The 20,625-nt window shown below is 76.9% G+C and carries 19 protein-coding genes; 8 read left to right on the top strand and 11 right to left on the bottom strand.

Annotated features, from left to right (window positions below):
• Positions 1-10: 10 nt before the first annotated feature.
• Positions 11-1,555 carry a glycerol-3-phosphate dehydrogenase/oxidase gene (locus tag ACI79D_RS18565; protein WP_456919947.1) on the top strand — a complete coding sequence of 515 codons (1,545 nt, stop codon included), beginning with the start codon at positions 11-13 and terminating at the stop codon, positions 1,553-1,555.
• Between the two features lie 7 nt (positions 1,556-1,562).
• Here the strand turns inward: ACI79D_RS18565 and ACI79D_RS18560 are convergent, their stop codons facing one another.
• Both ACI79D_RS18560 and ACI79D_RS18555 read right to left on the bottom strand, forming a co-directional pair.
• Entirely contained in the window at positions 1,563-2,654 is a 1,092-nt protein-coding gene (locus ACI79D_RS18560) for an FUSC family protein (protein ID WP_456919946.1), read from the bottom strand.
• A 65-nt stretch (positions 2,655-2,719) separates the two neighbouring features.
• On the bottom strand, positions 2,720-3,808 hold the full coding sequence (locus ACI79D_RS18555; protein ID WP_456919945.1) for an aromatic acid exporter family protein: 1,089 nt from the start codon (positions 3,806-3,808) through the stop codon (positions 2,720-2,722).
• Positions 3,809-3,907: 99 nt separating this feature from the next.
• On the opposite strand from ACI79D_RS18555, the gene ACI79D_RS18550 reads away from it, so the two are divergent.
• Entirely contained in the window at positions 3,908-4,702 is a 795-nt protein-coding gene (locus ACI79D_RS18550) for a methyltransferase domain-containing protein (RefSeq protein ID WP_456919944.1), read from the top strand.
• 46 nt (positions 4,703-4,748) lie between these two features.
• Here ACI79D_RS18550 and ACI79D_RS18545 read toward each other — a convergent pair whose 3' ends face one another.
• Positions 4,749-5,504: a MerR family transcriptional regulator gene (locus ACI79D_RS18545; RefSeq protein WP_456919943.1), complete on the bottom strand. Its 756-nt coding sequence runs from the start codon at positions 5,502-5,504 to the stop codon at positions 4,749-4,751.
• A gap of 132 nt (positions 5,505-5,636) precedes the next feature.
• Here ACI79D_RS18545 and ACI79D_RS18540 point away from each other — a divergent pair, with 132 nt between their 5' ends.
• Both ACI79D_RS18540 and ACI79D_RS18535 read left to right on the top strand, forming a co-directional pair.
• Positions 5,637-6,083 (top strand): mycothiol transferase, encoded by a 447-nt coding sequence (locus ACI79D_RS18540; protein ID WP_456920008.1) that lies wholly within the window; start codon positions 5,637-5,639, stop codon positions 6,081-6,083.
• An 11-nt stretch (positions 6,084-6,094) separates the two neighbouring features.
• Entirely contained in the window at positions 6,095-7,003 is a 909-nt protein-coding gene (locus ACI79D_RS18535; RefSeq protein ID WP_456919942.1) for a haloalkane dehalogenase, read from the top strand.
• An 18-nt stretch (positions 7,004-7,021) separates the two neighbouring features.
• On the opposite strand, the gene ACI79D_RS18530 is transcribed toward ACI79D_RS18535, so the two are convergent.
• Together ACI79D_RS18530 and ACI79D_RS18525 are read right to left on the bottom strand one after the other, a co-directional pair.
• Positions 7,022-7,468 (bottom strand): YdeI/OmpD-associated family protein, encoded by a 447-nt coding sequence (locus ACI79D_RS18530; RefSeq protein ID WP_456919941.1) that lies wholly within the window; start codon positions 7,466-7,468, stop codon positions 7,022-7,024.
• A 26-nt stretch (positions 7,469-7,494) separates the two neighbouring features.
• On the bottom strand, positions 7,495-7,875 hold the full coding sequence (locus tag ACI79D_RS18525; RefSeq protein WP_456919940.1) for a hypothetical protein: 381 nt from the start codon (positions 7,873-7,875) through the stop codon (positions 7,495-7,497).
• 69 nt (positions 7,876-7,944) lie between these two features.
• Here ACI79D_RS18525 and ACI79D_RS18520 point away from each other — a divergent pair, with 69 nt between their 5' ends.
• Complete coding sequence (locus tag ACI79D_RS18520) at positions 7,945-8,523, top strand: TetR/AcrR family transcriptional regulator (RefSeq protein WP_456919939.1); 579 nt, start codon at positions 7,945-7,947, stop codon at positions 8,521-8,523.
• 6 nt (positions 8,524-8,529) lie between these two features.
• Here ACI79D_RS18520 and ACI79D_RS18515 read toward each other — a convergent pair whose 3' ends face one another.
• Positions 8,530-9,129: a TMEM165/GDT1 family protein gene (locus ACI79D_RS18515; protein WP_456919938.1), complete on the bottom strand. Its 600-nt coding sequence runs from the start codon at positions 9,127-9,129 to the stop codon at positions 8,530-8,532.
• A 325-nt stretch (positions 9,130-9,454) separates the two neighbouring features.
• Here ACI79D_RS18515 and ACI79D_RS18510 point away from each other — a divergent pair, with 325 nt between their 5' ends.
• Complete coding sequence (locus ACI79D_RS18510) at positions 9,455-10,558, top strand: MFS transporter (RefSeq protein ID WP_456919937.1); 1,104 nt, start codon at positions 9,455-9,457, stop codon at positions 10,556-10,558.
• Here ACI79D_RS18510 and larC read toward each other — a convergent pair.
• The 3 genes from larC to ACI79D_RS18495 form a co-directional block, all read right to left on the bottom strand.
• Complete coding sequence (gene larC / locus ACI79D_RS18505) at positions 10,551-11,723, bottom strand: nickel pincer cofactor biosynthesis protein LarC (RefSeq protein ID WP_456919936.1); 1,173 nt, start codon at positions 11,721-11,723, stop codon at positions 10,551-10,553. The genes ACI79D_RS18510 and larC overlap by 8 nt on opposite strands.
• 109 nt (positions 11,724-11,832) lie before the next feature.
• The gene (locus ACI79D_RS18500) at positions 11,833-14,577 is read right to left on the bottom strand and encodes a diguanylate cyclase domain-containing protein (protein WP_456919935.1); all 2,745 of its coding nucleotides are present in this window, start codon (positions 14,575-14,577) and stop codon (positions 11,833-11,835) included.
• Positions 14,578-14,690: 113 nt separating this feature from the next.
• Positions 14,691-16,346, bottom strand: a complete 1,656-nt coding sequence (locus ACI79D_RS18495) for a GGDEF domain-containing protein (RefSeq protein ID WP_456919934.1) — start codon at positions 16,344-16,346, stop codon at positions 14,691-14,693.
• A gap of 112 nt (positions 16,347-16,458) precedes the next feature.
• Between ACI79D_RS18495 and pheA the strand changes: the two genes are divergently transcribed.
• Positions 16,459-17,406, top strand: coding sequence for a prephenate dehydratase (gene pheA / locus ACI79D_RS18490; RefSeq protein WP_456919933.1), 948 nt, complete (start codon positions 16,459-16,461; stop codon positions 17,404-17,406).
• Positions 17,407-17,485: 79 nt separating this feature from the next.
• Here the strand turns inward: pheA and ACI79D_RS18485 are convergent, their stop codons facing one another.
• Entirely contained in the window at positions 17,486-19,597 is a 2,112-nt protein-coding gene (locus tag ACI79D_RS18485) for an MMPL family transporter (RefSeq protein WP_456919932.1), read from the bottom strand.
• A 78-nt stretch (positions 19,598-19,675) separates the two neighbouring features.
• Here ACI79D_RS18485 and ACI79D_RS18480 point away from each other — a divergent pair, with 78 nt between their 5' ends.
• Positions 19,676-20,155 (top strand): MarR family winged helix-turn-helix transcriptional regulator, encoded by a 480-nt coding sequence (locus ACI79D_RS18480; protein WP_456919931.1) that lies wholly within the window; start codon positions 19,676-19,678, stop codon positions 20,153-20,155.
• 90 nt (positions 20,156-20,245) lie between these two features.
• On the opposite strand, the gene ACI79D_RS18475 is transcribed toward ACI79D_RS18480, so the two are convergent.
• A complete protein-coding gene (locus tag ACI79D_RS18475; protein ID WP_456912466.1) occupies positions 20,246-20,575 on the bottom strand; it encodes a GroES family chaperonin in 330 nt (109 codons plus the stop codon).
• Positions 20,576-20,625: the final 50 nt, after the last annotated feature.

Raw genomic sequence — 20,625 nt, 5'->3', positions numbered from 1 at the left:
AGTCTGCCGGGTGCTCCGGAGGGGACCGTCCGACGGCGCCGGTGCCGGCGCGCTCTCCCCGGCCCGGCGGGCCGCCGACCTCGACGTCGTCGCCGGCGGCCGGGTGGACGTGGCCGTCGTCGGCGGCGGGGTGACCGGAGCCGGGGTGGCGCTGGACGCCGCCGCCCGCGGGCTGTCGGTCGTCCTGCTCGAGCGCGCCGACCTCGCCGCGGGCACCAGCCGGTGGTCGTCGAAGCTGGTGCACGGCGGGCTGCGCTACCTCGCCCACGGCGAGCTCGGCCTGGCGCGGGAGAGCGCCCGCGAGCGCGCCGTCCTCATGGGGGCGACCGCGCCGCACCTGGTCCGCCCGCTGCCGTTCCTCGTGCCCGACGCCGCGGGTCCGCTAGTCGCGGGGCTCGCCGGCCTCGGCGGCCGGCTGGGGGACACCGTGCGCGCCTCGGTTCCCGGTGGCCGCCGGTCGCTGCCCCGCACCCGGCGGGTGGGGCCGTCGGAGGTGGCCCGGCTGACGCCCGGGGTGCGCGGCCGCCGCGGCGGGGTCGTGTTCTGGGACGGCCGGCTCACCGACGACGCCCGGCTGGTGGTGGCCCTCGCCCGCTCGGCGGCCGCCGCGGGCGCGCGGGTGCTCACCGGGGCGGCGGTGCGGGCGGTCGACGGCCGGGACGTGCACGTGGAGCTGGACAACGGCGAGGCCCTCGCGCTGCGCGCGGACGTCGTCGTCAACGCGACCGGCGTGTGGGCGCAGCGGCTGGCGCCCGGCGTGCGGCTGGTGCCCTCCCGCGGCTCGCACCTGGTCGTGCCGGCCGGGCGGCTGGGCGACCCCACCGCCGCGCTGACCGTGCCGCTGCCCGGTTCCCGGACGCGGTACGTGTTCGCGCTGCCGCAGCCGGGCGGGCTGGTGTACCTCGGGCTGACCGACGAGCCGGTGCCCGGCGAGGTCCCCGACGAGGACCCGCGGCCCAGCGACGCCGAGGTCGACCAGCTGCTGACGACGGTCAACCGCGTGCTGGCCACGCCGCTGACCCGCGGGGACGTCGTCGGCTGCTACGCGGGCCTGCGGCCGCTGGTGCTGCCCGCCTCGGCCGGCACCGGGCCCGGCGACGCCACCGCCGACCTCTCCCGTCGGCACCTGCTGCGGTGGGACGGACCGGTCCTCACCGTGGTCGGCGGCAAGCTGACCACCTACCGGGCGATGGCGGAGCAGGCGGTGGACGCCGTGGTCGAGCGCCTGGGCCGGCCGGTCCCGCGGTCGTGCACCGCGCGGCTGCCGCTGGTCGGCGCGGCCCCGCCGGTGGCGCTGGACCGGGTGGACGCGCCCCGCCGGCTGGTCGAGCGGTACGGCACCGAGGCGCCCGCGGTCGTCGCGCTGGGCGCCGAGCCGGTGGCGGAGGGCCGGGAGGAGACGGTGGGCGAGCTGCGCTTCGCCGTCCGGGCCGAGGGCGCCCGCACGGTGGCCGACCTGCTCGACCGCCGGGTCCGGATCGGCCTGGTGCCGGCCGACCGGGCCCGCGCCGTCCCCGTCGCCGAGCGGGTGCTCGCCGAGGAGCTCCGGCCCTGACGGCCCCTCAGGCGGCGGCCGGCTGCCGCCGGTGGGCCTCCAGGGTCAGCAGACCGCGGCGGACGCCGACCGCGACCGCGCCCATGGCGAAGAAGCCCTCGTCGTCGTCGACCGTCGTGGAGCGCAGCAGGTGGACGAGCCGGTCGAGGGCGGCGGTCGCGGCGGTGATGACGGCGTCGCGCTCGTCCGGCGTCGTCCCGTCGGTGCTGTGGTACGGCGTGCGGACGACGCCGGCGAGGCCGACGAGCGCGTCGGCGAGCACCCAGCCGGTGCCGGCGTCCACCGCGTCGAGGCCCCGGCGGTGCGGGTGGAACTCCACCACGAGGGAGGTCAGGTCGTCGACGAGGACGGCGACCCGGTCCATCGCACGCGACTCCTCGCGGATGCTGGTCGCGCGCCCCTGCCACCGGCGGGCGCGCGGGTTGGCCCGGCGGGACCGCTCGACCTGCGCCTCCGCTGCGCGCATGCGGTCCAGTTCGCGGTCCAGGTCGCCGGCGCGGTCGGTCCACTCGGCGGGGTCGGGCACCCGGCCCTCGCGCAGCGTCTCGGCGATGTCGTCCAGGTGCGCGGCGAGGGCGGCACGGGTGCGGTCGATCTGCTCCACGGCCCGGGTCAGCTGGAGGGGTGGGAACAGCACGGTGGTGACCAGCACGCCGATCGCCGCCCCCAGCAGGGTCAGCCCGGCGTAGCGCAGGACGTAGGTGTCGGGGTCGTCGAGGCCCACGGTGAGCATGAGGACGGCGGCGAAGCTGACCCAGCTGGCCTGTTCGCGCCAGAGCCCCCACTGCTCGACGGCGATCGCCAGCGCCACGATGAGGGCGATGGTCAGGCCGTTGGGTACCGCCCGGGTGAGCTCGTAGACCGCGACGGCCAGCGCGAAGCCGGTGAGGATCGCCAGCACGCTCCGCCACGCGGCGCTGGCGGAGTCGGCGATCGTGGGGTGGACGGCGATGACCGCGCCCAGCGGGGCGTAGTAGGCGTAGTCGGACAGCAGCGGCGGGAGCAGGCCGGCGACCTGCCAGGCCAGCCCCGCGGCGACCGCCGCGCGCACGCCCCGCTGGACGGCGGGGCGGCGGAGCAGGGCGAGCAGGGTGTCCACGGACATCGAGGATGACCGGTGCACCGGGTCGCGGCGCCCACCCGGGAGGGTGACCCTGCTCTCAGTCAGGCCGCCGGCTCGCCCCGCTGCAGCGCGTCGAGCGCGGTCAGGGCCCGCTCCACCCCGACGGCGACCGCGCTGAGGGGGAGCAGGCCGGGGTCCTCGTCGATGGTGGTGGCCCGCACCCGGTCGACGAGAGCGGCCAGCGCGTCGCCGGCGACCTGGACCCGGTGGTCGCGCTCGTCCGGCCGGATGGCGTCCACCGCGTGGTACGGCGTCCGGATGACGCCGGCGACCCCCTCGAGGGCGTCGGCGAGCCGCCGCGCGGTGCCGAGGTCCGGCCGCTCCCCGCCGCTGCGGTGCGGCTGGTACTCGGCCACCAGGACGGTGACGTCGTCCAGCAGCACGGCGACGCGTTCCAGCGCCCGGGACTCCTCCCGGATGCGCGCCCGGGCGTCCTGCCAGCGGCGGGCCCGCGCGTTGGCCCGCTGCGCCCGTTCGGCGGTCCGCTCGGTCTCCCGCAGCCGGCCGAGGGCGGCGTCGCGGGCGACGGCCCGCCGCAGCTCCTCCTCGACCGTCGGCGACCGGTCGGCCCGCAGCTCGGTGGCGGTGGCGGTGAGGTGCTCGGCGACGAGCGTGCGGGTGGCGTCGATCGCGCGCCTGGCCTGCGTGAGGTTCAGCGGCGGGAACAGGGCGGTGACCAGCACGCCGATCGTCGCCCCGAGCAGCACCAGCCCGGCGTAGGCCGCGACGAAGTCGGCCGGGTCGCCGGCCCCGACGGTGAGCATGAAGACCGCGGCCACGCTCACCCAGCTGGCGTTGCCGCCGAGCAGCGGCCAGCGCTCGAGCCCGACGGCCAGGGCCACCAGCAGGGCCAGGACGAGGGCCTCGGGCAGCGCGGGGGTCAGCTCGGAGACGACGACCGCGAGCCCCAGGCCGAGCAGGATGGCCAGCACCGTGCGCCAGGAGGCGCTCGCGGAGTCGGCGATCGTGGGGTGGACGGCGATGATCGCGCCCAGCGGCGCGTAGTACGCGTACTCGGCGACGCCGGCCGGCAGCAGGACGGCGACCTGCCAGGCCAGCCCGGCCGCGATCGCCGCCCGGATCCCGCGCTGGACCGTCGGGTCGCGCAGCAGCGCGCGCAGGGACCTCATGGGGGACCACCCTCGCAACGGCCCGCCCCACCGGCCACGTCGTCCCATTCTGTGAGAAGGCTGTTCCACTGTGTGGACTCGGCGGTGCAGGCTGTCCCCGTGGACACCTACACGCACGGGCACGCCGACCCGGTCCTGCAGTCCCACCGCTGGCGCACGGCGGAGAACTCGGCCGGCTACCTGCTCCCGCACCTGCGTCCCGGGCTGGACCTGCTCGACGTGGGCTGCGGCCCCGGCACGATCACCGTCGACCTCGCCGCCCGCGTCGCGCCCGGCCGGGTGGTCGGCCTCGACGTGGCGCCGGACCCCCTGGACGAGGCGCGGGCGGCGGCCGAGCGGGCCGGGGTCCCGGTGACCTTCGCCGTGGGGGACGTCTACGCGCTCGAGGCGGACGACGACTCCTTCGACGTCGTCCACGCCCACCAGGTGCTCCAGCACCTCACCGACCCGGTCGCCGCGCTGCGCGAGATGGTCCGCGTCTGCCGGCCCGGCGGGGTGCTCGCCGTCCGGGACGTCGACTACGCCACGTTCACCTGGTTCCCCGCCGACGCGGGCCTGGACCGGTGGCTGGAGCTCTACTACGGCGTCGCCCGGCACAACGCCGCCGAGCCCGACGCCGGGCGCCGGCTGCTCGCCTGGGCGCACGCCGCCGGGCTGCGCGACGTCACCGCGACGACGTCGTCCTGGTGCTACGCCTCGCCGGCCGAGCGGGAGTGGTGGGGCACCTCCTGGGCCGGCCGGGCGACCGCGTCGGCGTTCGCCGAGCAGGCGGTGGGCTACGGCCTGGCCACGCCGGCCGAGCTCGAGGAGGTCGCCGCCGCGTGGCGCCGCTGGGCCGCCGCGGACGACGGCTGGCTCGGGATGATGCACGGCGAGCTGCTCATCCGGGTGTGAGGTCGCCGGGGGCAGAGATGGCCGTCTCTGCCCCCGGCGGCGCGGCTCACCCTTGCTGGCGGGCGGCGTTGGCCTGGACGGCGGTGCTCACGTACTGCGCCAGCCCGGGCGCCAACGCCTCGTACGTGGCGGTGAACCGCGCGTCCTCGACGTACATCCGCCCGAGGCCGGCGTGCACCTCCGGCGAGCACTCGTAGAACCACCGGCTGATGTGCTGCCGGTTGTCCTCGGCGACGTCCATCGCCTGCTCCGAGTCCGGGGCCGCGCCGGAGCGCATCGCCGCGACGAAGCGGCTGCCGATGTCCTCCATCTCGGCCTTGATGCGGACCCAGTCCTCCTTGGCGTACGCCGCGGCCCTCCGCTTCGACTCCGCGTAGGCGTCCGTGTCGCCCCAGCGCTCCTCGACCTCGGCCTCGTACTGCGCCGGGTCGTGCTCGCCGAAGACCTCGAACCGCTCCTCCGGGGTCAGGGAGATCCCCATCGCCCTCGCCTCCATCTCCTTCTCCACGGCCGCGACCATCGCCCGGGTCCGCTCGAGCCGGTCGAGCAGCAGCCGGTGCTGCCGGCGCAGGTGCTCGGCCGGGTCCGCCGACGGGTCGTCCAGCAGGGTCGCGACCTCCTCCAGGGGGAACCCGAGCTCGCGGTAGAGCAGCACCTGGTGCAGCCGGTCCAGGTCGCCCGGCGCGTACTGCCGGTAGCCGGCCGGCGTGCGCCCGGACGGGGACAGCAGCCCGATGCGGTCGTAGTGGTGCAGCGTGCGCACCGTGACCCCGGCCAGGGCGGCCACCTCACCCACGTTCACGGGTCCCTCCTCTCTGACGGGGACGAGTGCACAGCCTGACGTCGCGTCAGGGTCAAGCGCGATGCCGCACCGACCGGCCCGCCTGCAGGGGCCCGCGCCGAGCGGGCGAGGCGTGGGGGCAGGTGGGTCCTCCTGCTGCTGGCCGAGCTCGACGGCCTCGACGAGTGCGCCGTCCGCCGGCCGACGACGCCGACCGGCACCAACCTGCTCGGCCTGGTCGAGCACGTCGCCTACGTGCAGCTGGGCTACCTCGGTGACGTGTTCGGCCGGCCGGCCGGGCGCCCCTGCCCGTGGGACGACGGGGGCGAGGACGACGCCGACATGTGGGCGACCGCGGACCAGACCCGGGAGGAGGTCGTCGAGCTCGCCCGGCACGCCGGCCACGCCGACATCGTCCGCGAGCTCGTCGACGGCGCCGTCGGGATGAGCCCGGAGAACGCCGACCTCCCCGAGCGGGGCGCCGCGGAGTGGGCCGCCTTCCGCGACCGCGTCGAGCAGGCGGCGCGCCAGGCGGCCGGGCGGCAGGGCGCGGCTCCGACGGGTGCCGCCCCGAGGGGTGCCGCGCCGGGCGATGGGTGAGGATCCTCGGCATGGCCGCCGACGACGTCTCGCCCGAGGACCCCTTCCCCCGCAAGCGCGTCCGCGTCGACCGCCGGGCGAACGGCAACCTCCAGATGGCGTACGTGGAGGTGGGGGAGGGCGACCCGATCGTCTTCCTGCACGGCAACCCGACGTCGTCCTACCTGTGGCGCAACGTCATCCCGCACGTGCAGCACCTGGGCCGCTGCCTGGCGCCCGACCTCATCGGCATGGGCGACTCGGACAAGCTGCCCGACCCCGGCCCGGGCACGTACTCGTTCTCCGCCCACGCCGGGTTCCTCGAGCGCTTCCTCGACGCGGTCGGCGCCACCGAGCGGGTCACCTTCGTGCTGCACGACTGGGGCTCGGCCCTCGGCTTCGACTGGGCGCACCGCCACCCGGGCGCGGTCCGGGGCGTCGCGTTCACCGAGGCCATCGTCACGCCGCTGACCTGGGCGGACTGGCCCGCCGACGCGCGCAAGGTCTTCCGCACCATGCGCGGCCCGGACGGCGAGGCCGCGGTGCTGGAGAAGAACGTCTTCGTCGAGCGGATCCTGCCCGCCTCGGTGGCCCGCGGGCTGAGCGCGGCGGCGCACGAGCGCTACCGCCGGCCCTTTGCCACGCCGGAGGAGCGCTGGCCCACCCTCGAGTGGCCGCGGCAGATCCCGATCGAGGGGGTCCCGCCGCGGGTGCGCGACGTCGTCGCCCGCTACGGCCAGTGGCTGCGCACCAGCGACGTCCCCAAGCTGTTCATCGACGCCGACCCCGGCTCGATCCTGGTCGGCCGGCAGCGGGCCTTCGTGCGCAAGTGGGCGGCGCTGACCGAGGTGACCGTGCCCGGCTCGCACTTCGTGCCGGAGGACTCGCCGCACGAGATCGGCCGCGCGCTGGCCGACTGGCTGCCGACCCTGCGGCGGTAGACCCCGCGGGCCGTCGTCCTAGCGCGTCTTCCTCCCGGCGCCCAGGGACTCGGCGGTCTTGGCGATCCGCGCGGCGCGGGTCTCGGGCTTCTTGGCCTCCTCGACCCAGCGCACCCACTCCTTGCGGTGTGAGGGGGCCAGCCCGTCGAAGAAGCTGCGCGCCCCGTCGTCGAGGGCGGCAGCGAGGTCGTCGGGCAGCGGCGTCTCCCGCGGCGCCGTGTCCAGCTCGACCCGGACGTCGACCTCCTCGCCGGCCTGCACGCCCGCGGCCTGGCGGTGCTCGGCGGCCAGCGGCACCCAGAACGCCCCGCCCATCGCGGCGACCGTCGTCCGGTAGGTGTGGCGGCCCACCGTCACGACCACCGGTGGCCGCTTGCCGGCGCCGAGCGCGCCCACCACGTCGTCGGGCACCTGTAGGCCGGTGGCGGTCTTGCCGCCGAGCACGACGGTCGTCCGGAACTCCATGCGGCGCAGGTTAGGGCCTCGACCGGTCAGGCGGGCTGCGCCTCGGCGGCGGCCACCGTGGGGACGACGCCGGCGGTGCCCGGGAAGGACCGGTTGCTGAAGTGCCGCATCTCCGGGCCCCAGCGCCGCATCGCCGAGCGGTGCGGGTCGGTCCGCACGAAGGCGAGCATCGCCGCCTGGTCGTCCCACCACGACACGGTCGTGAAGTGGCGGGCCAGGGGGCGGGCCCGGAGGAACAGCGAGCGCGCCCCGGGGGAGCGCATGGTCTGCCGCCGGATGGCCAGCGAGTCGCGCAGGAAGGCCGGGACGTCGCGCAGTCGGCGCAGGTGCAGCTGGGTGAGCACGACGACGCCGGGGCCGTCGCCCACGGTCGGGGCCTGCCACGGCAGGTCGGGGATGACGGGCACGGCTCCTCCTCGGATCGCTACTTAACGCGTGTAAAGGGAAGGGTAGACCGAGGCCTTTACACTCGTAAAGTGCTGTCCGACCCTGCTCCGCGGATCCCGGGTCGCCGCCGCGCCGACCTGCTGCGGGCCGCCGCAACCCTCGTCGAGCGCACCGGCTCGCCGGAGGCGGTGACCCTGCGCGCGGTGGCCCGCGAAGCGGGGGTGAGCGCCCCGGCCGTGTACGGGCACTTCCCCGACCTCGACGCGCTGCTCGACGCCGTCCTCGCCGAGGCGTTCGACCAGCTGCGGGCGGCGATCGCGGCGGCCGTGGCCGGGCACGCCGACCCGGTCGACCGGCTCTCCGCGGGGTGTCGTGCCTACGTGGCGGCCGGGCTGGCCGCGCCCGGCCGCTACCGGGCGATGTTCGGCCCCCGTCGGCTGCCCGCCGGGCAGGCGGCCTTCGACGTCCTGGTGGCGGCGATGGCCGCCTGCGTGCAGGCCGGGCGGTCGGCGAGCCGGGACCCGCGCGCCGACGCCGGCCTCGTGTGGACGGCGCTGCACGGCGTGGTGAGCCTGCGCTCGGCCGGGCCGGACCTGCCGTGGCCCGACCTCGACGTCCAGGTCGACGCGCTGGTCGGCCGCCTCGCGCTGGTGCAGCCGGCGGGCTGAGCGGGGTCAGGTCAGGGCGCGCACCGTCTCGACGGCGGCCACCACGGCGAACACGAGGAACAGGACGGCGGCCACCCGGCGGATGAGCGCGACCGGCAGCCGGTCGGCGAGCTTCTTGCCGAGGAACACCGCGAGGCCGGACACGGTGAGCAGCGCGGCCCAGGCGCCGATGAAGACCGAGATCGGCGCGTCCAGCCGGGCGGCGAGGCCGGCGGTCGCCAGCTGGGAGAGATCCCCCCACTCCGCGGCGAACAGCACGCCGAAGGAGATGGCCGCGGCGCGGAGGAACGACGTCCCCTCGCGGGCGGCGGCGATGTCGTCGGCCTCCTCCGGGCCGCTGCGCGCGCTGCGCCACAGCAGCACCGCCCCGACGAGGAACAGCACGGCGACCACGCCGCTGACCAGAGCCCCCGGGAGCAGCGACAGCAGGCTGCCCGCGGTGACCGCGATGGCGACCTGCAGGCCGAACGCCGCCCCGACGCCGACGAACACCGGCCAGTGGGGGAGGCGGGTGGCCAGGACGAGGCTGGCGAACAGGGTCTTGTCCGGCAGCTCGACCGGGAGGACGAGGACGAACGCGGTCGCGATGACCGACAGGGACAGCACGGGGTTTCTCTCTTCCGCTCGGCACTGCCGGGCGGGTGCGGGCAGCCTCCGACCGGCAGCACGGGACTGCTCAGGTCGAAGGTCTCGCCCACCCACGCCGGGGCGTGGGCCCGCTGACCGGGCGCACCACCGAGGTGGTGCGCCAGCATGTCGACCAGCGGACGGGGGGCTACTCCCCTTCTCGGCCCGCCAGCGTAGCCGAGCGGTGCCGGGAATCCGGGTGCGCACGGGTGAGGTGGCCCACTAGCGTCGGGCCATGCCGTTCCGTTGACGCCCGTCCACGGCCTCCCTGACCCCCGCGGCCCGCCCGCTGGCCCGGCTGGCCGTGGGCTGGGCCGCGCTCTCCGAGCTGGTCCCGTACTACCCGCTCTACGCCCTGCTCTTCCTCGACACCGGGCTGTCCGACGCCCAGGTGTCGGGGCTGTTCGCGGTCTGGTCGGTGACCGGGCTGCTCACCGAGGTCCCCGCCGGCGTGCTGGCCGACCGCTGGTCGCGGCGCGGCGTCGTCGTCCTCGGCGGCGTGCTGCAGGCGGCCGCGTTCGCCGTCTGGACGGCCGCGCCCGCCGCCCCGGCGTTCGCGATCGGGTTCGCGCTGTGGGGGGTGTCCTCGGCGCTGGTCTCCGGTGCCGCGGAGGCCCTGGTGTACGACGGTCTGGCGGCAGTCGGCGCGGAGTCGGTCTACGCCCGGGTCAACGGGTGGATGACCGCGGCCGAGCTGCTCGTGCAGATCCCGACGGCGGGCGCGGCCAGCCTGCTGTTCGTGCTCGGCGGGTACCCCGCGGTGGGCTGGGCGAGCGTCGCGGTGTGCCTGGCCGCCGCCGCGCTCGCGCTGCGCTTCCCCGAGACCCGGCACGTCCCGGAGGACGACGAGGAGGAGGACGTGCCGCTCCGGCAGGGCGTCGCCGAGGCGCTGCGCCCCGGACTGCGGCTGACCGTGCTCGCGGTCGCCCTCCTCGGCGGCCTGGACGCGTTCGAGGAGTACTTCCCGGTCCTCGCCGGGGACTGGGGCGTGCCCACCCAGGTCGTGCCGTTCGCCGTCCTCGCCACAGCACTGGCCGGGGCGCTGGGCGGGGCGCTGGCCGGGCGCGCCGAGCGGCTCCCCGACGCGGCGCTGCCGGCGCTGCTCGCGCTCGCCGGGGTGCTCCTGGTCGTCACGGCGGTGTGGGCCCGGCCGGCGGCGCTGGTCGCGCTCGCCGTGGCCTACGGCGTCTACATCGCCGTGCTGGTCGTCGGGGAGGCGCGCCTGCAGCACCGGATCACCGGACCGCACCGGGCGACCATCACCTCGGTGGCCGGGCTGGGCCTCGAGCTCGCCTCGCTGCCGGTGTTCGCGGCCTGGGCCCTCGGCGGGCTGGGCGGCGTGGCGGTCGTCGTCCTCGCCGTCGTGCCGGTGGTGGCCGCCGGCCTGCGCCGTCCGGCGGTCAGCTGACCGGGTAGGCGGCCTCGGCGGCGGCCGTGGCCGCGCGCAGCACCTCCTTGACCGGGGTGGCCAGCCGCGCGGCGAGCGCGGCCACGTCGTCGAACTCCACGCTGACGTTGACCACGGCGCCGTCGAGGACGGCGAGCTTCACGCCCACCCGCCCGCCGAGCACGCCCACGGACGCCGACGCCCGCTCCAGCGCCACCTTGCCGACCGGCAGCACCCGCAGGCCGATCGTCGACGTCGTCGTGAACAGCACCGCGCGGAGGGCGTCGACCGCCCCGGGCGGGGACAGCACCGAGACGGTGTGCGCCGGGCGGCCCTTCTTCATGAGGATCGGGGTCAGCCAGGCGTCCGAGGCGCCGGCCGCCAGCAGCCGGTCGAGCACGCCGGGCCACAGCCGGGGGTCCAGGTCGTCGACGTTGGCCTCCAGCACCACCGCGGACGGCGGGGTGGGCCGCTCGGGCTCCCCGAGCACCAGCCGGACGACGTTGGGCAGCTGCTCGGGGTCGCGGGCGCCGGCGCCGACCCCGACGCGGGTGACCCGCATCGCGGGCAGCGTCGTCCACTCGTCGACGTGCGCCGCCAGCAGCGCCGCACCGGTGGGCGTGCAGGCCTCGGCGGGCACCGGTCCGGCGTACACCGGCGCCCCGGCCAGCAGCTCCAGCACCGCGGGTGCCGGGACGGGCACGACGCCGTGCGCGCCGCGCACCGCGCCGCTGCCCAGCGCGACGGGGGAGGCGGTGAGCCGCTCCAGCCGCAGGTGCTCGAGGGCCGCCACGACCCCGACGACGTCGGCCAGCGCATCGAGCGCGCCGACCTCGTGGAAGTGCACGCTCTCCGGCGCGACGCGGTGCACCCGGCCCTCGGCGACGGCCAGCCGCTCGAAGACGGCCAGCGCGCCGTCCCGCACCGCGGGGGCGACGTCGGCGTCGGCGAGCAGGTCCCGGACGTCTGCCCACGTGCGCGTGTGCACCGACGGCGGGGCGTGCACGTGCACCCGGGTCGCGCCCAGCCCGTGCCGGCTCACCTGCTCGGTGACCAGCCGGATGCGCTCCACCGGCAGCGCGGCGACCGCGGCGGCCGGGACGTCGAGGGGCACCCCCCCGTCCACCAGGGCGCCCAGCAACAGGTCCCCTGACGCCCCCGCGGCGAGGTCGAGCCAACCGATCACCGGGGGACCGTAACCACCGCCCCGTTGCCGGGGTTCCTCGTGCCCTGCGGGCGCTGCAGGACCGGCAACGGACGAGGAACGCACACACTGCACCTCATGGGCGCCGCGGTCACCTCCGCCGCGTCCTCCGGGCGATCCTCGCGGCGAAGACGCCGGCGGCGTGGCCGTTGTCGATGTTGCTCACCACGACCCCCGGCGAGGCCGAGTTCAGCATGGTCAGCAGCGCGCTGAACCCGCCGAAGGACCCCGGCTGCCCGGTGGAGGTGGGCACCGCGACGATCGGCACGTCGGTGAGCGCGCCGACCAGCCCGGCCAGCGAGGCGTCCAGCCCGGCGACGACGACCAGGCAGTCGACGTCGTCGAGCAGGGAGCGGTCGGCGATCAGCGGGCGCAGCCGGCTGCCGCCGACGTCGTCCACCCGCACGACCTCGGTGCCGGTGACGCGGGCGGCGAAGGCGGCCTCGGCGGCGACCGGCAGGTCGCCCCCGGCCCCGCACAGCACGCCGATCCGGCCGACGGGCTCGGGCAGCGGGCCGACCGCCGCCGACAGCGACGCGGCGTCGACCGTGGTGTAGGCGTCGTGCTCGCTGGCCAGGGCGACCAGCGTCTCGGCGGTCGCGCGCACCACCACCGCCGGCCGGTCGGGGAACTGACGGCGCGCCTCGCGGACCAGCGCGAGCACCTGCTCGGTGCTGCGGCCGGTGCCCCAGATGACGTCGGGCTCGGCCGGCACGTCCCGGGCCGGCGGGGCCGGTGCGGCCACGGGGCCGGGCTCGGCGGGCGGGAGCGGGCCGAGCGCGGGCTCGGCGGAGCTGCCCAGACCCAGCGGCGGGTCGACGGGCTCGACGAGGAGGGGAGCGAAGCCGCCGGGGTCTCCGGCCGGGTCGTCCAGCGGGGAAGGCTGCACGTCAGGGACCCTATGCGCCGCCGTGGGGGCTGCCGGGGCGACGGCGGGGGCCGTGTCCGCCCCACCGGACTCGTCCGTCACAGCAGTCGCCGTCCGCCTCGCGGGACCGAAGAGGACGTCGAGCGGGCTGTCGCCGGCGCGGGTCTGGGTGACCGCCGACATCCGGACGACGCGGTTGCGGCCGCTGCGCTTGGCGTCGTAGAGCACGCCGTCGGCGGCGGCGAACAGGGTGCGCCGGTCGTCGCCGCGGGTGGCCGAGGCGATGCCCACGCTGATCGTCACCGGCAGGTCGACCCCGAGGCCGGCCCAGTCGAACTCGGCGACCGCGCGGCGGGCCCGCTCCAGCGCCCGCTCCGCCTGCTCGGCGGTGGTGTCGGGAAGCAGGATGACGAACTCGTCGCCGGCCCAGCGGCACACCTCGTCGGTGTCGCGGACCCCGGCGATCAGCAGCTCGGCCACGGTCCGCAGCACGGCGTCCCCGGTGGGGTGCCCGGCGGCGTCGTTGACCTCCTTGAACCGGTCGACGTCGACGACGGCCAGCGCCGGCGTGGTGCCCGAGGACAGCAGCCCGTCCAGCCGCGCCTCGGCGTACCGGCGGTTGGGCAGGTGGGTGAGCGGGTCCTCGTAGGCCTGCCGGCGCAGCTGTCCGGCGGCCCGCTCGGTCTCCAGCAGGCTCTTGCGCCGGTCGAACAGCTCCACCCAGCGGGTGCGCCGCTCGTCGACCCGGTCCAGCTCGTCGGCGAGGTAGGCCTGCAGGTACGGCAGCGCCCGGCCGGCGTCGTCCAGCTCGGAGTGCAGCGTGCACAGCTCGCGCAGCGCGGCCCGGCGCACGCGCGGCAGGCCGTGCTCGGTGGCGATGGCCAGGGCCTGGGCCAGCTGCTCGTCGGCCCCGCGGCCGTCGCCCTGCCGGCGCAGCGCGCGGCCCAGGGCCAGCAGCGCCGCCGAGAGCAGCGCCCGGTCGCCGCTGGCGGTGGTGACCCGGACGGCGGCGCGCAGCGGACCGGCGGCCGCGGCGTGCTCGCCGAGCCCGACCAGTGCCCAGCCGTGCACGACCTGGGCGGCGACCACCGCGGCGGTCGACTCCGGCGGCAGCAGGGCCAGGGCGCGCTCGGCGAGGTCGCGCGCCTCGGCGAAGTGCGGCTCCGCCGCCTCCGGGACGCCGTCGTCGAGCAGGCCCTCGCCGAGCTCGGCGGACAGCTCGCCGAGGCGGGTGGCGGTGCGGGCGACCAGGACGTCGGCGTCACCGTCGGGGGCGCCGTCCCGCCCCAGGGCGCCGGGCACCGTCGCGGCGGCCACGGCGGTCTCGTGCGCGCGCCGCTGGTAGTCCAGCGCGAGCGGCATGAGCTCGAGGTCGGCCAGCACCCCGGCGAGGGTGCCCAGGGTGTCGACGAGCAGCCCGGACGGCGGCAGCGCGGAGTCCAGCAGGCTGGCCGCCTCGACCGCCTCGTCCATCGCGGCGTCGATGCGGCGGGACAGCAGCTCGATGCGGGCGTGCCGGGCCAGGCCGGCGGCGCGCTGCAGCTCGTCGTCGGCGGCGTCGAACGCGGCCTTCGCCGAGCGCACCAGGGCGATCGCCAGCGCGGCGCGGGAGGCCGACTCCGACCGCGGGTCGCCGTCCTCGGCCCCGGGCGCCGGGCCGTCGAGCAGCTCGGCGACGCCGGCGTGCAGGTCCAGCGCCGGGGGGGAGCCGGTGCCGTGCGGTGGCTCGACCGGGTCGCCGACGAGGGTGAACCCGGCCTTCCGCAGCCGCCGCACGAGCAGCTCCGCCCGCAGCGTGTCGGCCCACGCGCGGCCGAGGTGGGCGGGGGTCCCGTGGCCGTCGCGCGGCGCGAGGGCGACGTAGGGGGAGGGGTCGGACTCGACGTCGGCGAGCAGCTCCTCGGCGTCGTCGAGCTGCCAGTTGGAGAGGGCAGCCGTCACCCGCTGGTGCAGGGCTCCCGGTGGCACGAGCGCACTGTGCACGTCGGTACCGACGGAGTCGAGCACCGGTCGCGGGGCGCGCCGACCGGTGTGACGTCCGTCGTCCGTTTCGTCACAGCCGCCCCACCCGGCAGACGCGGTCACGAGGCCCCCTCCAGCGGCGCCCGCCCGCCGGGGGCCCGGACCCGGTTGCGCCCGCCGCGCTTGGCGGAGAACAGGTGCAGGTCGGCGGTGTCGAACAGGGACCGCCAGCTCGGCGACTCCTCCTCGGCGACCGGCGCGGTGGCCACGCCGATGCTCACGGTCACCGGCTCGGTCAGGTGCAGGTCGTCCCAGTCGGCGTCGGCCACCGCCGTGCGCAGCCGGTCCATGGCGACCAGTGCCTGCTGCTCGGTGGCGGTGGGCAGGACGACGAGGAACTCGTCGCCGGCCCAGCGGTACACCTCGTCGCCGGCGCGGCAGTGCTCGAGCAGCAGGGCGGCCACCCGGCGCAGCACCTCGTCCCCGTTGGAGTGGGAGGTGTCGTCGTTGACCTCCTTGAACCGGTCGATGTCGACGACGGCCAGCGACAGCGGCTCCTCACCCAGGCGCATGCTGGCCAGCCGGCGCTCGGCGCTGCGCCGGTTGCCCAGGCCGGTGAGCGGGTCCTCCATCGCGTGCCGGCGGAGGACGGCGGCCTGCCGCTCGGCCTCCCGCAGCCGGCTGCGGCGCACGAACATCTCCGCCCACAGCTGGCGGCCGCGGGCGTGGGCGCGGCCGGTGTCGGCCCGGTAGGCCTCCAGCCAGTGCAGGGCCTCGGCGGGCCGGCCCATCGCGGCGGTGCTCTGGCCCAGCTCGAGCAGGCACTGCCGGTAGCGCCGCCGGTCACCGGTGGCCGCGAACGCACCGGCCGCGTCGACCAGCAGGTCCGTGGCCTCGGCGCCGTGCCCGCCCCCGGACTGCGACTGGTGCAGGCGGGTGAGCAGTCGGGCGAGCACCAGGTCGGCGTACCCGCGCAGCCAGATGCCGCCGTCCCGGTGGATGCGCCGGTGCGCCCGGCGCATCGGCCCCATGGCCTCGTCGACCTCGCCCCGGGACGACATCCCCCACGCCTGGACGACGTCGAGCAGGTCCTGCTCGCCCGGCTCGGGCTCCCAGCCCAGCTCCCGCGCGGCCTGCGCGCTCTCCACCGCCACCCCGGCCAGCTCCTGCGCGCGCTCGGCGTTCCCCCGGCGGTGCAGGGTCTGCGCCAGCTCGGCGTGCTGCTGGGCGCACAGCTGCAGCAGCCGCCAGCGGTCGGCCAGGCCCGGCAGCCGGCCGGCGACCCGGTCCCCGGCCCGGGCCTGCGCGACGGCGAGCTCCTCCAGGTCGAGGGTGGTCAGCGTCAGCGACAGCCACAGGTGGGCCTGGTGCAGCGCCCGCGAGGGGTCGCCGACCGACGGGTTCTCGGTGAGCAGGCTGGCGTCGACGGCCAGCAGCATCGCGGCGTCGAAGTGGTCGGCGGTCGCCTCGACGTGGGCCAGGTAGGCCAGCGTGAGGGCGGTCTGCGCGCAGGGTCGGCACCGCCCGAGGGCCTCGCGGGCGGACGCCACCGCGGCCGCGGCGCGATCCCGCTCGCCGTCCAGCAGGGCGCGGCGGGCGGCGAGGGCGTGCCGCCAGGCGACCCAGACGGCGTCGGTGGCGGCCTCCAGGGCGGCCTCGGCGCGGTCGTGCTCGGCGGTGAAGGCGGTGGGGTCGTCGCGGTCGCTCGCGGCCAGCAGACGCCAGAGCGCATCGTCGAGGTCACCCTCGGTGAGGCGCTCGGAGCCGGGGGTCACGCATCCTCCAACGACGGGTGGGGCCGGCCGGTGCGGCCGCCTGCTGCCGGGCGCGACGACGCTCCCCCCGGGTGGAGCGGCTGCTCCGGCCCGACGCCACTACCCTCGTCGGATGCCTGCGATGCCTTCGACGCGGCCCCCGACGCGGTTCGCCTACCTCGGGCCCGAGGGTACCTTCGCCGAAGCGGCCCTGAGCAGTGCAGTTCCCCCGGGCGAGGGGACGCGGCAGCCCGCGCCCAGCGTCGCCGCGGCGCTGGCCGCCGTCCGGTCCGGGGAGGCCGACGCGGCCCTGGTGCCGCTGGAGAACTCCGTCGAGGGCTCGGTGCCGGCCACCATGGACGGCCTGGCCGACGGTGCGCCGCTGCTGATCACCCGCGAGGTGTTCCTGGCGGTGTCGTTCGTCCTCGCCGTCCGGCCGGGGACACGGCTGGCCGACGTCCGCTCGGTCGCCAGCCACCCGCACGCGCTGGCGCAGACCTCCCGGCGGCTGGCCGAGCTGCTGCCCGGCGTGGTCCCGCTGCCGGCGACGTCCACCGCCGAGGCGGCGCGGCAGGTCGGCGAGGGCGCCGTCGACGCCGCGGTGTGCGCCCCCATCGCGGCCCAGCGCTACGGCCTGGAGGCCCTCGTCGACGACGTCGCCGACCACCCCGGCGCCGTGACCCGGTTCGTGCTCGTCGCCCCGCCCGGCCCGCTGCCCGCGCCGACCGGCGACGACAAGACCTCGCTGGTCGCCGTGGTCAGCGACCGCACCGGCGCGCTGCTGGAGCTGCTGCGCGAGTTCGCCGTCCGGGAGATCAGCCTGACCCGCATCGAGTCGCGGCCCACCCGGGAGCGGCTGGGCGTCTACTCCTTCTCGCTGGACTGCGAGGGGCACGTGGCCGACGCCCGGGTGGGCGAGGCGCTGGCCGCCCTGCACCGGGTGTGCGAGGACGTCCGGTTCCTCGGCTCCTACCCGCGGGCCGACGGGCGGGGCAACAAGCCGGTGCCCGCGACCGCCGCCGACCCCGCCTTCGCCGAGGCGGCCGACTGGCTGCAGCGGGTCCGCGCCGGCGACGTCTGAACAAGGACCCCCTGCCCCCCACCGCTCGCACGCTCGCAGCGGGCCCCTGCAGGGGGCCGCCGCGGCCTGCAGGGGCCGCTCACACGCGGACCGGCTCGCGCTCGGGCGCCGGGCGGACGGGTCGCCTCGCCAGCCGCCCGGGCCACCACACCCGGTCGCCGAGCAGGGTGACCGCGGCGGGCACCAGCAGCGAGCGGACGACGAAGGTGTCGAGCAGCACGCCGAAGCCGACCAGGAACCCCAGCTGGGTGAGGATCACCAGTGGCAGCACGGTGAGCGCGCCGAAGGTGGCGGCCAGCACCAGCCCGGCGCTGGTGATCACCCCGCCGGTGACGGCCAGGGCGCGCCGGATCCCCTCCCGCGTGCCCGCGCGCAGCGACTCCTCTCGGGCGCGGGTCATCAGGAAGATGTTGTAGTCGATCCCCAGCGCGACCAGGAACACGAAGCCGATGAGCAGCACCTGCGGGTCGCTGCCGGGGAAGTCGAAGAGCGAGTCGAACACCAGCGACCCGACGCCGACCGTCGACAGCACGCTCAGCGCCACCGTGGCGACCAGCAGGACCGGTGCCACCAGCGCCCGCAGCAGCAGGGCCAGGACGACGGTGATCACGCCCAGCACCAGCGGGACGATCACCGCTAGGTCGCGGGCCGCCGTCTCCTGCGTGTCCAGGTCGCTGGCCGTGGCGCCGCCGACCAGTGCCGCGGGGTCGGCGGCGCGCACCGCCGTCCGCAGGTCGGCGACGGTGTCGCGGGCCGCGGCGCTGTCCGGCGCGTCGGCGAGGGTGGCGTCGAGGCGGACCAGCCCGTCGACCTCGACCGGTGGCGCCGAGCCGGCGCCGGGCCGCTGCCCGGTGAACGGGGCGACCGCGCTGACGCCGTCCACGCCGGCGGCCGCCTCGGCCACCGCCTCCCAGCCGCCGGCCGGCGTGACCACCACCGCGGGGCTGGCACCCCCGGCGGCGAAGTGCCGCTCGAGCGCCTCCTGGCCGGTGGCCGACGGCGAGCCGCCACGCACGGCGTCGGAGAGGGCGATCCCGCGGGCGTCGAAGGTGGGCGCGAACGCCGCGAGCACGACCAGCAGGCCGAGGCTGCCGAGCAGCACCCGGCCCGGCCGGCGGCCGACGCCGGTGGCGACCCGCTCCCAGCCGCGACCGTGCGGCTGGCCGTCCCCGTACCGTGGGCGGAACGGCCAGAACGCGGCGCGGCCGAACAGCACGAGCACCGCCGGCAGGAAGGTGAGGGCGGCCAGCACGGCGACGGCGATGCCCACCGCGGAGATCGGGCCCAGGCCGCGGTTGGAGCCGAGGTCGGAGAAGAGCAGGCACAGGACGCCGAGGACCACGGTGGCGCCGCTGGCCACGATCGGCTCCCACGACTGACGCAGTGCCACGCGCATGGCCGTGGACGGGGACCGCTCCCGGCGCAGCTCCTCGCGGTAGCGGGCGACCAGGAGCAGGCCGTAGTCGGTGGCCGCGCCGACGACCAGGATCGACGCGATGCCCTGGCTCTGGCCGTTGACCGCGATCCACCCCTCCCGCGCCAGGAGGTAGGCGACGGCCAGCGCCACCACCAGCGCCATGCCGGCGGTGCCGATGACCAGCAGCGGCAGCAGCGGGCTGCGGTAGACGACCAGCAGGATGAGCAGGACCACGCCGAAGGCGGCGAGCAGGAGCAGGCCGTCGATGCCGGAGAAGCCCTCGGCGAAGTCGGAGAACGCCGCTCCGGGACCGGTGACGTGGGCCGTCGTGCCCTCGACCGGGGGCAGTTCCCGCAGCTGTCCGACGACCTCGCCCAGGGTGTCGCCGAGGTCGGGGTCGAACGGCAGGACAACCTGGACCGCCGCGCCGTCCTCCGACGGGATCGGCGGGGACGGCTCCCCGGCGAGGGCGCCGGCCCGGTCGGCGAGCGCCACCGCCTCGTCGGCGCGGGCGGCGACCTCGGCCTGCCGGGCGCCGTCCAGGGGGCCGTCGTCGCTCTCCCAGAGCAGGACCACCGGCAGGCTCCGCTCGGTGGCGAAGCGGCGCTGCAGCTCGGTGACCCGCGTGGACTCGGCGCTGTCGGGGAGGAAGGCTGCGGAGTCGTTCTCCTGCACCTCGGTCAGGGCGCCGCCGTACTGCCCCAGCGGTCCGGCGAGGCCGAGCCAGAGGACGGCGACGAGGGCGGGGAGCAGCCAGCGGGTGATGGAGCGCATGATGTCCCTTGATGGTCGAACATCTCGATCGTCGAGAGATTACGGCGGGGAGCCGCCGGGCGCCAGTGGGGAGGTGGGGTGGCCGAGGACGCCGTCGCCGCGCGCCAGGAGGTGGCCCTCCTGCTGCGCCGGCTGACCGTCGAGCTGGACGCGGTGGGTCAGCGGTTCGCCGCGGTCCACGGGCTGGGGCGCACCGACGTCCGGGCGCTGGTGACGATCATGGACGCTGCGCGGCGCGGCCAGGCGCTGACCGCGGGTGCCCTCGGCTCGGCGGTGGAGCTCAGCTCGGCGTCGGTGACCGCGCTGGTCGACCGGCTGGAGCGGGCCGGCCACCTGCGCCGGGTGCGCGACCCGCAGGACCGGCGCCGGGTCGCGCTGGAGATGACCGACGAGGCGATGGCCGCCGGCGCCGAGCACTTCGGCGGGCTGCAGCGCGACCTGGTCGCGGCGATGGGCGGCTACTCGGACGAGGAGCTGGCCGTCGTCCGCCGCTTCCTGGTGGAGATGACCGGGGTGATCGAGCGCCACGCCCGCGCCGCGGACCCGCCGGCGGAGTGACCGGGTCCGCGGGGTGTGCACACCCGGCGGCGGTCGACGCCCGGAGACCGCGGTACGTGCACAGAACGTCGTCGGGAGGGGCGGGAGCCGCTACAGGTAGAGGCCGGTGGACTCCTCGATCCGCTCGGCGGCCACGGCGTGCACGTCGCGCTCGCGGAGGATGAGCAGGTCCTCGCCGTGCACCTCGACCTCGTGCTGGTCCTCGGGGGAGAACAGCACCTGGTCGCCGACCTTCACCTGGCGGACGCTGGAGCCGACGCCGCGCGCCTCGCCCCACACCAGCCGCTTGGCCACCTGGGCGGTCGCGGGGATGAGGATGCCGCCACTGGACCGGCGCTCGCCGTCCTCCTTGCGCAGCGCCACCAGGATGCGGTCGTGCAGCATCTTGATCGGCAGCCCTGAGCCCTTGACGTCAGCCACGTCGATCAACTTACGCGGTGGCCCGTGCGTCGGTTTCCGCGGAAACCGAC

The organism is Geodermatophilus sp. SYSU D00708 (assembly GCF_054050115.1).
Note: the sequence above shows the minus strand (reverse complement) of the source record. Positions and strands in the feature narration are given on the sequence as shown.

Coding starts and splice junctions, on each gene's coding strand:
- ACI79D_RS18485 (WP_456919932.1), bottom strand. CDS start 19,597: ATGCGCTCCATCACCCGCTGGCTGCTCCCCGCCCTCGTCGCCGTCCTC.
- pheA (WP_456919933.1), top strand. CDS start 16,459: ATGCCTGCGATGCCTTCGACGCGGCCCCCGACGCGGTTCGCCTACCTC.
- ACI79D_RS18555 (WP_456919945.1), bottom strand. CDS start 3,808: ATGAGGTCCCTGCGCGCGCTGCTGCGCGACCCGACGGTCCAGCGCGGG.
- ACI79D_RS18530 (WP_456919941.1), bottom strand. CDS start 7,468: ATGGAGTTCCGGACGACCGTCGTGCTCGGCGGCAAGACCGCCACCGGC.
- ACI79D_RS18535 (WP_456919942.1), top strand. CDS start 6,095: ATGGCCGCCGACGACGTCTCGCCCGAGGACCCCTTCCCCCGCAAGCGC.